The organism is Burkholderia sp. AU31624 (genome assembly GCF_020420065.1).
Taxonomy (GTDB): Bacteria; Pseudomonadota; Gammaproteobacteria; order Burkholderiales; family Burkholderiaceae; genus Burkholderia.
Map to the genome: position 1 here is coordinate 1,108,807 of NZ_JAIZRT010000002.1, position 11,922 is coordinate 1,120,728.

Sequence of the window (11,922 nt, forward strand, 5' to 3'; positions counted from 1 at the left end):
GCTCCGGAGAGCGGCTTCTGGATCGGGCGAGCGGGCTTCGGCCCGCAGCCTGACCGGCTACGTGTTACAAGCAGCCGGTCTTGCTGGTTGTGACCCAATCAGTCGTCGAGCAGCGACAGGTCGCGCACCGCGCCCTTGTCGGCGGACATGACCAGCTTCGCGTAGGCCTTCAGCGCAGCGGACACCTTGCGCGGACGCGGCTGCGCCGGCTTCCAGCCCTTGGCGTTCTGCTCTTCGCGGCGGCGCGCCAGTTCCTCGTCCGACACCAGCACGTCGATCGTGCGGTTCGGGATGTCGATGCGGATCTTGTCGCCGTCGCGCACGAGGCCGATCGCACCGCCCGCTGCCGCTTCCGGCGAGCAGTGGCCGATCGACAGGCCCGACGTGCCGCCCGAGAAGCGGCCGTCCGTCAGCAGCGCGCACGCCTTGCCGAGGCCCTTGGACTTGATGTAGCTGGTCGGGTAGAGCATTTCCTGCATGCCGGGGCCGCCTTTCGGGCCTTCGTAGCGCACGATCACCACGTCGCCGGCCTTGACCTTGTCGTTCAGGATGTTGTCGACTGCCTCATCCTGCGATTCGGTCACGTGAGCCGTGCCTTCGAACACGAGGATGCTCTCGTCGACGCCGGCCGTCTTCACCACGCAGCCGTCGAGCGCGATGTTGCCCGTCAGCACGGCGAGGCCGCCTTCCTTCGAGAACGCATGCTCGTACGAGCGGATGCAGCCTTCGGCGCGATCGAGGTCGAGGCTCGGCCAGCGCGTGTTCTGGCTGAACGCGACCTGCGTCGGGATGCCGGCCGGGCCGGCCTGGTAGAACGTGCGGACCGCGTCGTCCTGCGTGCGGACGATGTCCCACTGGTCGAGGGCGTCCTTCAGCGACGGCGTGTGCACGGTCGGCACGTCGGTGTGCAGCTTGCCGGCGCGGTCGAGCTCGCCGAGGATCGCCATGATGCCGCCTGCGCGGTGCACGTCCTCGATGTGGTACTTGTTCGTGTTCGGCGCGACCTTGCACAGCTGCGGCACGACGCGCGACAGGCGGTCGATGTCCTTCATCGTGAAGTCGATGCCGGCTTCCTGCGCGATCGCCAGCAGGTGCAGGATCGTGTTGGTCGAACCGCCCATCGCGATATCGAGCGTCATCGCGTTCTCGAACGCCTTGAAGCCCACCGAGCGCGGCAGCACGCGTTCGTCGTCCTGCTCGTAGTGCTGGCGGGTGAGTTCGACGATGCGACGGCCGGCGCGCTTGAACAGTTGCTCGCGATCGGCGTGCGTGGCCACCACCGTGCCGTTGCCGGGCAGCGACAGGCCGAGCGCTTCGGTCAGGCAGTTCATCGAATTCGCGGTGAACATGCCCGAGCACGAGCCGCAGGTCGGGCAGGCCGAGCGTTCGACTTCGGCGACTTCGGCGTCGGAATACGACGGGTCGACCGCGATCACCATTGCGTCGACGAGGTCGAGCTTCTTCACCTCGATGGCCTTGGTGACCGGGTTCGCGAGGCGCGTCTTGCCCGCTTCCATCGGGCCGCCCGACACGAAGATCACCGGGATGTTGAGGCGCATCGCGGCCATCAGCATCCCCGGCGTGATCTTGTCGCAGTTCGAGATGCAGACCATCGCGTCCGCGCAGTGCGCGTTCACCATGTATTCGACCGAGTCGGCGATGATGTCGCGGCTCGGCAGCGAATACAGCATGCCGTCGTGGCCCATCGCGATGCCGTCGTCGACCGCGATCGTGTTGAATTCCTTCGCGACGCCGCCGGCAGCCTCGATCTCGCGCGCGACCAGTTGGCCGAGATCCTTCAGGTGCACGTGCCCCGGCACGAACTGCGTGAACGAGTTGACGACCGCGATGATCGGCTTCGAGAAATCGTCGTCTTTCATGCCGGTGGCGCGCCAGAGCGAGCGCGCCCCTGCCATGTTGCGGCCAGCGGTGGAGGTTTTGGAACGGTAAGTGGGCATGGTCGTTGCAGAAGAAATATCGCGGGAAAAGGGTGGAGGCACGGGGAATAAAGGCCTCTCGCGCGCCCGTGCGAACAACCTCTTGAGCTGCGCCCTGGGCAAACTCCGTGATTATCCCACAGCCGCCGGGCGGGCGGCGCCGGCGGGCAAGGCCGACCGGCGCGGGTGGGGCGCGGCGGGCAGCGCGTAGGCGCACAAGCCGAAAGAACCGAACAAAGCGCGGCGCGAAGATGCCATGGCGGGAACACGCGAAGCCGGAAGCCGGCCATCGCCAGCGGAGCCCGGCAGCGGCTTCATCGCGCGTCTTGCCGACGACGAAGCCGCGCCGCTCGATCGCGCGTCAGCCGAGCAGCGTCAGGATCTCGTCGTACAGCGCCTTCGGAATCCGCACGCCGTTCGCGATGCTGCGCGCGCGGGCGTCGAAGCGGCGTTGCGACGGCAGCCGCGCACCCTGCGCGACGATCGATTCGAACATCCGTTCGCCGCGCGCGAGCCCCGTGTCGAGATCGTCGCCGAGGAACACCTTCGGGTCGAACGCGATCACGAGTTCGCCGTGGCACGGCGTCGCGCCGACGCCTTCGTCGAAGTCCATCGACTCGCGGCTCGTCATGTCGCCGATCAGCGCGCCGCCGAGCAGTTCGACCATCGCCGCGAGCGCCGAACCCTTGTGGCCGCCGAACGTGCGCATCGCGCCCTGCAGCGCGGCTTTCGGATCGGTGGTCGGCCGGCCGTCGGCATCGATCGCCCATTCCGGCGGGATCGCCTTGCCTTGCTTCGCATGCAGCTCGATGTCGCCGCGCGCGATCGCGCTCGTCGCGAAATCGAACACGAACGGCACGCCGCCCGGGCGAGGCCATGCGAATGCGATCGGGTTCGTGCCGAACACCGGTTCCTTGCCGCCTTCGGGTGCAACCCAGCTATGGCTCGGGTTCATCGCGATGCCGACCAGCCCCTCGGCGGCGATGGCCTCGACTTCGGGCCACAGCGCCGAGAAGTGGTAGCAATGGTTGATCGTCATCGCGGCGATGCCGTGCTGTTTCGCCATCTCGACGAGCACGGGCAGGCCGGTCTCGAAGCTCAGCAGCGAGAAGCCGCGATGGGCGTCGACCGAGACGATCGACGACGACAGTCGGCGCAGCGTCGGCACGGCTTGCGGATCGACCTTGCCCTTCTTCAGCGAACGCACGCAGACGAGCAGCCGGTACACGCCATGCGAATGGCATTCGTCGCGCTGGCCCTGCGTGATCACGTTGGCGATGGCACGCGCATGCGCGTCGGACATGCCGTTGTGCGTCAGCACGCGCAGCGCGAGCGCGTGGACTTCATCGAGCGACAGGACGATTTCGTCGGTGGATGCGGTCATGTCACGCCTCCCGCGGCGCGGGCACGCCGTCGATACGTTGCGGCACGTTCAACGGATTGCCGTTGCGGATCGCGTCCGGCAGCAGCGCGTCAGGCAGGTCCTGATACGACACCGGACGCAGGAAGCGCTCGATCGCGCGCGCGCCGACGGACGTCGTGCGCGTATCGGACGTGGCCGGGAACGGGCCGCCGTGCACCATCGCATGGCCGACCTCGACGCCCGTGCCGAAGCCGTTGACGAGAATGCGGCCGGCCTTGCGCTCGAGCAGCGGGCGCAGCGCGGCGAACAGCGGCGCGTCGCCATCGGCGAGGTGTGCCGCGATCGTCAACTGGCCTTCGAGCGACTTCAGCACGCGATGCAGCGTGTCGGCGTCCGGGCAACGCACGATCAGCGACGCGGGGCCGAACACCTCGTCGCGCAATTCGGGATGCGCGATGAAAGCGTCGGCCGAGGTCGCGAGCAGTGCCGCGCGGGCCTGCAGGCGGTTGCCTTCAGCGCCTTGTGCGAGTAGCTCGACAGCCGCGTGATCGCGCAGCGCCGCGACACCCTGTTCGTAGCTGGCGTGGATGGGCGGCGTCAGCATCGTTTGCGCGGGCGCGGCACGCACCGCGGCGGCGGCCGATTCCTCGAACGCGCGCAGCGCGGGTCCGTCGACGGCGAGCACGAGGCCCGGGTTCGTGCAGAACTGACCGGCGCCAAGCGTGAGCGACGCGACGAACTGCGGCGCGATCGCATCGTGGCGCGCGTCGAGCGCGGCGGGAAACAGCAGCACGGGGTTGATCGAGCTCATTTCCGCGTAGACGGGAATCGGCTCGGGGCGCGCGGCCGCGATGTGCATCAGCGCGACGCCGCCGCGGCGCGAGCCGGTGAAGCCGACGGCCTTGATGCGCGGATCGGCGACGAGCGCCTGACCGATCTCGCGCGACGCGTCGAACAGCAGCGAGAACACGCCGGCCGGCATCCCGCATTCACGCGCGGCTTGCTGGATCGCGCGGCCGACGAGTTCCGAGGTACCCGGATGCGCCGAATGCGCCTTGACGATCACCGGGCAGCCGGCTGCGAGCGCCGAGGCGGTATCGCCGCCGGCGACCGAGAACGCGAGCGGGAAGTTCGACGCACCGAACACGGCCACGGGCCCGACCGCGACGTTGCGCAGGCGCAGGTCGACGCGCGGCAGCGGCTTGCGCTCGGGGCGCGCCGGATCGATCCGCGCGTCGAGAAAGCCGCCGTCGCGCACGAGCGACGCGAACAGCGCAAGCTGGCCGACCGTGCGGCCGCGCTCGCCTTCGATGCGCGCGCGCGGCAGGCCCGTTTCGATGACGCAGCGCTCGATCAGGTCGTCGCCGAGCGCCATGATGTGGCGGCCGATCGCGTCGAGAAACGCGGCGCGGGCTTCGAGCGACGTTTCGCGATAGGTGTCGAAGGCGTCGTCGGCGAGCGCGCAGGCCGTCTCCAGGTCGTGCAGGCTCGCACCGCCGAAGGCGGGTTCGAGCCGTTCGCCGGTGGCGGCGGCGATCGCGTGGAGGGTGCCGTTCTGTCCGGCGACGGCGGACGGGCCGATCAGGAGCTGACCTGTGAGTTGCATGGTTTTCCTCGGAAAAAACAGGAGCCGGGCGTGGAGCGCCCGGCCGAAGGGATCATGGGAAAAGGAGCGAGTGCGTCAGTCCTCGTCGTCGTCGAAGTTGCAGCTTCTCCGAGCGCACGCCGGTGTTCGCCCCCCAGTAGTAGATGACGAGCGCGACGGCCGCGACGACGACCGTGTCGTACGGATGGGCAAGCTGGCCCGTGCCGCCGAAGCCGCCGAGATACGACAGCACGATCATCGCGGCGTAGAACGCGATCAGCCACGCGGACGAGCGCACCTGCTCGGCAAGGCTCAGGTGCGCGGTCGGCACCCAGCGGCGGCACGCCAGATAGATCACGAACATCACGATCTGCAGGCCGAGCAGCCAGGACACCGTGCTCCAGCCCGACCAGTAGACGATCAGCGCGGCGATCACGAACGACGCGGGGCCGGTGATGCCGAACGCGCTTGCGCGGAACGGCCGGGGGAGATCCGGTGCGGTGCGGCGCAGCGCGGCGACCGACACCGGCGCCACCGCATAGCTCAGCACCAGCGCGGCCGACACGATGTTGATCAGCGCTTCCCACGACGGGAACGGCAGCGTCCAGAAGATCGCGAGGCCGAACGTGAGCCACAGGCCCGCGCGCGGAATGCCCGACGCTTCGTCGACGCGCGTGAACACCTTGAAGAACGTGCCCGTCTTTGCCCAGCCATAGACGACGCGCGGCGTCGCGTTCATGTAGATGTTGCCGCAGCCGCTCGGCGAGATCATCGCGTCGGCGACGACCATCACCGCGAGCCAGCCGACGCCGAGCGCCAGCGCGATGTCGCGGTACGGCAGCGAGAACGCCTTGCTCACGTCATGCCAGCCGGCGGCGAGCATGTCGGTGGGGATGCTGCCGATGAACGCGAGCTGCAGCAGCACGTAGATCAGCGTGGACAGCAGGATCGACAGGATCAGTGCGATCGGGATCGTGCGTTGCGGATTGCGCACCTCGCTCGCGACCGACACGATCGGCGTGAGCCCGAGGTACGCGAAGATGATGCCGCCCGCGGACACGGCCATCTCGATGCCCGGCATGCCGAACGGCGCGAAGCCCTGGATCGTCAGGTTCGCGGGCTTGAAGAACGTGAACAGCACCGCGATCACGGCCAGCGGCACGATGAACTTGAAGAGGCTGATGATGTTGTTCGCCTTCGCGAACGTCTTCACGCTCGAATAGTTCAGGTAAAAGAAGAAGCCCAGCAGCGCGGCCTGCACGAGCCAGCCGAGCGTGGTCGGATCGCTCGATCCTGCGGCGGTCAGGCCCGGAAACCACGCGGCCGCATACTGGCGCGCGGCGACGACTTCGATCGCGATCAGGCTCGAAAAGGCGATCAGCGTGATGAAGCCCATCAGGTAGCCGAGCAGCGGGCCGTGCGAGAACACCGGGTAGCGCACGACGCCGCCCGCGCGCGGCAGCGCGGCGCCGAGTTCGCAGTAGACGATGCCGAGCAGCAGCACCGCGAAGCCGCCGAGCAGCCACGAGAAGATGCCGGCCGGGCCCGCGATCGTCGACACGTGACTCGCGGCGAACAGCCACCCCGAACCAAAAATGGCGCCGAGACCGATGAACGTGAGATCGGTCAGCGACAGCTGTTTCTTGAACTTGCCGTGACCCGCGTCGGGGTGCGCGGAACGGGAAAGCGGGACAGACGGGTGAGCGTTGCCTTGGCCTGGCATGGGCGTGTCTCCTGGAGGAATATCGGCACAGGCTCGAGGTGCGCCGCGCTCCGACGGAGCAGCGGCGCCAGCCTGCCGGCCGGCGTCGCCCGGTTCGAACGACCGGGGCGGGCTGCGGGGCGTTCACGCGCGGCGCGCTCGGGCGCCGGTATGAACGGGCCCGCAAGCCATGCCGGACCGGAGACGGCGGCGCGCAGGGGGGAAAGCCCGCGCGCCGCCGCAGGGGGAGTCGATCAGAGACCGACGTCGGGCAGCGCGGGGCGCGTTTCGAGCGCCTTCGCGACGATGGCCTTCACTTCCGCGAGCGTGTCGCCCTGCAGCGCGAGGCGCGGCGGGCGCGTGATCGCGCTGCCGCGGCCGACCAGCTCTTCGCACAGCTTGATGCACTGCACGAGGTCGGGGCGTGCGTCGAGGTGCAGCAGCGGCATGAACCAGCGATATAGCGCGAGCGCTTCGTCGAAGCGCTTCTGCTTCGCGAGGCGGAACAGCGTCTCGCCTTCCTTCGGGAACGCGTTCGACATGCCCGATACCCAGCCTTCGGCGCCGACGGCAATGCTCTCGACCACGACGTCGTCGAGGCCCGCGAACAGCACGAAGCGATCGCCGACGGCGTTGCGCAGGTCGATGAAGCGGCGCGTATCGCCCGACGAATCCTTGAAGCAGACGATGTTCTCGCAATCCTGCAGCGCGATCAGCACGTCGGGTGTCACGTCGTTCTTGTAGATCGGCGGGTTGTTGTAGACCATCACCGGCAGGTCGGTGCTCGTCGCGACCGCACGGAAGTGCGCAGCGGTTTCGTGCGGCTTCGCCGAATAGACCAGCGCGGGCATCACCATCACGCCGTCGACGCCGACGCGCTGCGCCTCACGCACCGTGTTGCGCGCGAATTCGGTCGTGAATTCGGCGATGCCGGCGATCACCGGAATCTTGCCGCCGGCCGCGTCGCGTGCGGCCTCGATCACCTGGAGCTTCTCGCTCGTCGACAGCGACGTGTTCTCGCCGACCGTGCCGCAGACCACGAGGCCCGATACGCCGTCGTTCACCAGGTTCTTCACCACGCGGTGCGTGGCATCGATGTCGAGGGAAAAGTCCGGCTTGAACTGGGTGCTGACGGCCGGGAAAACCCCGGTCCACTGAATGGCGTTTCGGCTCACTTCAATCTCCTACGTGTTTGTATCGGTCGGCCGACAGGTGTCGGTGTGGCAACCAGTATCGCCGCGCAAATGCCCATCACGCTTGAGTCGTATCGCGGAGCAAAATGACGAAATCGGCACAGCGGCCGGACGGCGCGGGAAGGGCGCTTCGCACTATGCCGATTTCGTCGTCGTCCTCATCGAAAAGCCACAAGCGGGCGGACGCGCGACGGAGGAAGCTGTGCTCCTTTCCCCACTTCGGACGGCTCATGATGAAGCGCATCCAGATCATCGATTCGCACACGGGCGGCGAACCCACTCGGCTCGTCGTGTCCGGTTTCCCCGCGCTCGGCAGCGGCACGATGGCCGAGCGTCGCGACGTGCTCGCGCGCGAATACGACCGCTACCGCACCGCCTGCATTCTCGAACCGCGCGGCAGCGACGTGCTGGTCGGCGCGCTGCTGTGCGAACCCGTGTCGCCCGAGGCGGCGGCCGGCGTGATCTTCTTCAACAATAGCGGCTATCTCGGGATGTGCGGGCACGGCACGATCGGCGTCGTGCGTACGCTGCACCATATGAGGCGCATCGCGCCCGGCGTGCACCGGATCGAGACGCCCGTCGGCACCGTCGAGGCGACGCTGCACGACGACCTGTCGGTCAGCGTGCGCAACGTACCCGCATATCGCCATGCGAAGGGCGTCGCGCTCGACGTACCGGGTTACGGCCCCGTGAAGGGCGACATCGCGTGGGGCGGCAACTGGTTCTTCCTGATCAGCGACCATGGGCAGCGCGTCGCCGGCGACAACGTCGCTGCGCTCACCGCGTATGCGTCGGCCGTGCGCGAAGGGCTCGAACGCGCGGGCATCACCGGCGCGAACGGCGGCGAGATCGACCATATCGAGCTGTTCGCCGACGATCCCGAGCACGACAGCCGCAGCTTCGTGCTGTGCCCGGGCCTCGCCTACGACCGCTCACCGTGCGGCACCGGCACGAGCGCGAAGCTCGCGTGCCTCGCGGCCGACGGCAAGCTCGAACCGGGCGCCGTATGGTGGCAGGCGAGCGTGATCGGCAGCGTGTTCCAGGCGAGCTACGAAGTGGCCGACGGCGGCATCGTGCCGACGATTCGCGGCAGCGCGCACCTGAGCGCGGAAGCGACGCTGCTGATCGAGGAAGACGATCCATTCGGCTGGGGCATTGCGCCGTGAGCGACACGAAGACGGATGTCGTCGTGATCGGCGCCGGCATCGTCGGCGCGGCGTGCGCACACGAACTCGCGCAGCGCGGGCTGCGCGTGCTCGTCGTCGACGACGCAAGCGGCGGGGCAACCGGCGCGGGCATGGGGCACCTCGTCGCGATGGACGACAACGCGGCCGAACTCGCGCTCAGCCATTACTCGATCGAACTGTGGCGCGCGCTGAGCGGCGAGATGCCGGAAGGGTGCGCGTACCGCAACTGCGGCACGTTGTGGCTCGCCGCCGATGCGCACGAAATGGATCTGGCGCGTGCGAAGCAGGCGACGCTGGCCGCGCATGGCGTGGCGGGCGAGCTGATCGACGCGGCGACGCTCGCGCGACTGGAGCCGATGCTGCGCGCGGGCCTCGGCGGTGCGCTGAAGATTCCTGGCGACGCGATCCTCTATGCGCCCGTCACCGCGAACTGGCTGCTGCAGCGCGCGCCGCGCATCACGTTGCGGCGCGACCGGGCCGTCGCCGTCGATGGCCCGAACGTGACGCTCGCGAGCGGCGACACGCTGCGCGCGGAGCGGGTGGTCGTCGCGAACGGCGTGGCCGCGCGCACGCTGTTGCCCGAGTTGCCGCTGCGCCCGAAAAAGGGCCACCTGCTGATCACCGACCGCTATCCGGGCCAGGTGTCGCACCAGCTCGTCGAGTTGGGCTATGCGGCGAGCGCACATGCGAGCGACGGCACGTCGGTCGCGTTCAACGTGCAGCCGCGGCCGACCGGCCAGTTGCTGATCGGTTCGTCGCGCCAGTTCGACACCGAGGACGCGCAAGTCGACCCGCCCGTGCTCGCGCGCATGCTGCGCCGTGCGGTGGGCTATCTGCCGGACCTGGCCGACCTGAACGGCATCCGCGCATGGACGGGCTTCCGTTCCGCGAGCCCCGACGGGCTGCCGCTGCTCGGCGAGCATCCGGCGCGGCCGGGCGTGTGGCTCGCGGTCGGGCATGAAGGGCTCGGCGTGACGACCGCGCCGGGCAGCGCGCGGCTGGTCGCGGCGCTGATGGCCGGCGAACGGCCGCCCATCGATATCGAACCGTATTTGCCGGGACGCTTCCTGAGCGCGTCCCTCGTCGCCGGAGCGCTGACATGAAACGACCCCCACGCTCACTTCGTTCGCTGTCGACCGGTGTTGGCGCTTCAGCGCTTACTCCGGTCCCATGCACGGCGCCCACCGCGGGGGCGGTCAGCCTCCTTGGGGCGGCCCGGCGGAGCGCTGACATGAAACGACCCCCACGCTCACTTCGTTCGCTGCCCCCCGTGGGGGCAGTCAGCCCCCTTGGGGCGGCCCGGCGGAGGCTGACATGATCATTCATCTGGACGGCCGCGCGCTGACGGTGGCCGACGGCGCGACCGTCGCGGCCGCCGTCGCGGCGAGCGGCGACGACACGACGCGCGTGTCGTGCACGGGTGCGGCGCGTGCGCCGTTTTGCGGGATGGGCATCTGCCAGGAGTGCAGGATGACGATCGATGGCCGTCGCCGGCTGGCTTGCCAGACGCTGTGCCGCGACGGGATGCAGGTGGAGCGCACGCGATGAAACAGGAACGACTGAGCGTCGACGTCGCGATCGTCGGTGCGGGGCCGGCCGGGCTGTCGGCCGCGCGGGCCGCCGCGCGCAGCGGTGCGACGGTTGCGATCGTCGACGACAATCCGCGTGCGGGCGGGCAGATCTGGCGGCAAGGCGCAGCGGCGATGCCGACGCCGGCCGCCGCCGAGCGGCTCGCCGTGTTGCGGCAGCCGAACGTCACGCATCTCGCGGCGACGCGCATCGTCGCTGAGACGCAGCCGGGCACGCTGCTGCTCGAAGACGACGAGCGCGGGCTATTGCTCGACTTCCGCACGCTGATTCTCTGTTGCGGCGCACGTGAGCTGCTGTTGCCGTTTCCGGGCTGGACGCTGCCGGGTGTCACCGGCGCAGGCGGCTTGCAGGCGTTGATCAAGTACGGCCTCGACGTGCGCGGGCAGCGCACGGTGATCGCGGGCAGCGGGCCGCTGCTGCTGGCGAGCGCGGCGACGGCCCGGCAGGCCGGCGCGCGCGTGTCGCACGTGCTCGAACAGGCCGCATGGGGCGACGTGGCCGGGTTCGGGGCGGGGCTGTGGCGCTGGCCGTCGAAGCTTGCGCAGGCCGCGAAGCTCGTCACCGCCGCCTATCGGCCTGATGCGCATGTCGTCGAGGCGTTCGGCGACAAGCGGCTCGAACGCGTGCGGATTCGTCAGGGCGATCGTGAGTTCGACGTCGACTGCGACCGGCTCGCGTGCGGCTTCGGCCTCGTGCCGAATACCGCGCTGCCGAGTCATCTCGGCTGCCGGATCGACGATGGCGCGGTGGCGGTCGATGTGCACCAGCGTACGAGCCGCGATGGTGTTTTTGCGGCGGGCGAGTGCACGGGCGTCGGCGGTAGCGAACTGGCGATGGTCGAAGGCGAAATCGCCGGTTTGGCGGCGACCGGGCAGACGGCGCGGTTGGCCGCGCTGGTTACGCAGCGGGCGCACTGGCAGGTGTTTGCCGATGCCGTACGCGAGCGTTTCGCGATCCGCGAACCGATCCGCCGGCTCGCGCGGGCCGACACGTTGCTGTGCCGTTGCGAGGACGTGCGTTTCGACGCCGTCGCGCAAGCACCGGGCTGGACGGCCGCGAAGCTGCAATCACGCTGTGGGATGGGCGCGTGTCAGGGCCGCGTGTGCGGCGCCGCCGCGCAGGCGCTGTTCGGCTGGACACCGCCGGCGCCGCGCACGCCGCTCGTGCCCGCGCGGGTCGGCACGCTGATGCTGGACGGTACGGCATCCTGCGACGGCGCGTGACGCGTCGCGGCAACACGGCAACACGGCAACACGGCAACACGGCAACACGGCAACACGGCAACACGGCAACACGGCAACACGGCAACACGGCAACACGGCAACACGGCAACACGGCAACACGGCAACACGGCAACACGGCAAC

Annotated in this window: 9 protein-coding genes; 4 read left to right on the plus strand and 5 right to left on the minus strand. The window is 69.1% G+C overall.

What is annotated here, in order from left to right; genetic code table 11:
• Nucleotides 1–98: 98 nt before the first annotated feature.
• The 5 genes from ilvD to LGM89_RS10245 all read right to left on the minus strand — a co-directional run bounded on the left by ilvD (nt 99) and on the right by LGM89_RS10245 (nt 7,762).
• Nucleotides 99–1,958 carry a dihydroxy-acid dehydratase gene (ilvD, locus tag LGM89_RS10225; RefSeq protein ID WP_226272993.1) on the minus strand — a complete coding sequence of 620 codons (1,860 nt, stop codon included), beginning with the start codon at nt 1,956–1,958 and terminating at the stop codon, nt 99–101.
• Between the two features lie 340 nt (nt 1,959–2,298).
• Nucleotides 2,299–3,321 carry an Ldh family oxidoreductase gene (locus LGM89_RS10230; protein ID WP_226272994.1) on the minus strand — a complete coding sequence of 341 codons (1,023 nt, stop codon included), beginning with the start codon at nt 3,319–3,321 and terminating at the stop codon, nt 2,299–2,301.
• 1 nt (nt 3,322) lies between these two features.
• Entirely contained in the window at nt 3,323–4,906 is a 1,584-nt protein-coding gene (locus LGM89_RS10235) for an aldehyde dehydrogenase (NADP(+)) (RefSeq protein ID WP_226272995.1), read from the minus strand.
• A gap of 52 nt (nt 4,907–4,958) precedes the next feature.
• Nucleotides 4,959–6,608 (minus strand): APC family permease, encoded by a 1,650-nt coding sequence (locus LGM89_RS10240; protein ID WP_226272996.1) that lies wholly within the window; start codon nt 6,606–6,608, stop codon nt 4,959–4,961.
• 233 nt (nt 6,609–6,841) lie between these two features.
• Nucleotides 6,842–7,762 carry a dihydrodipicolinate synthase family protein gene (locus tag LGM89_RS10245; protein ID WP_006484863.1) on the minus strand — a complete coding sequence of 307 codons (921 nt, stop codon included), beginning with the start codon at nt 7,760–7,762 and terminating at the stop codon, nt 6,842–6,844.
• Nucleotides 7,763–8,013: 251 nt separating this feature from the next.
• Here LGM89_RS10245 and LGM89_RS10250 point away from each other — a divergent pair, with 251 nt between their 5' ends.
• The 4 genes from LGM89_RS10250 (at nt 8,014) to LGM89_RS10265 (ending at nt 11,780) form a co-directional block, all read left to right on the plus strand.
• Nucleotides 8,014–8,946 carry a 4-hydroxyproline epimerase gene (locus LGM89_RS10250; protein WP_226273023.1) on the plus strand — a complete coding sequence of 311 codons (933 nt, stop codon included), beginning with the start codon at nt 8,014–8,016 and terminating at the stop codon, nt 8,944–8,946.
• Nucleotides 8,943–10,070, plus strand: a complete 1,128-nt coding sequence (locus tag LGM89_RS10255) for an NAD(P)/FAD-dependent oxidoreductase (RefSeq protein WP_226272997.1) — start codon at nt 8,943–8,945, stop codon at nt 10,068–10,070. Before LGM89_RS10250 ends, LGM89_RS10255 begins: the two co-directional genes overlap by 4 nt.
• A gap of 211 nt (nt 10,071–10,281) precedes the next feature.
• A complete protein-coding gene (locus tag LGM89_RS10260) occupies nt 10,282–10,515 on the plus strand; it encodes a 2Fe-2S iron-sulfur cluster-binding protein (protein WP_012338331.1) in 234 nt (77 codons plus the stop codon).
• Nucleotides 10,512–11,780, plus strand: a complete 1,269-nt coding sequence (locus tag LGM89_RS10265) for an FAD/NAD(P)-binding oxidoreductase (protein ID WP_226272998.1) — start codon at nt 10,512–10,514, stop codon at nt 11,778–11,780. The genes LGM89_RS10260 and LGM89_RS10265 overlap by 4 nt, the downstream gene beginning before the upstream one ends.
• Nucleotides 11,781–11,922 lie beyond the last annotated feature (142 nt).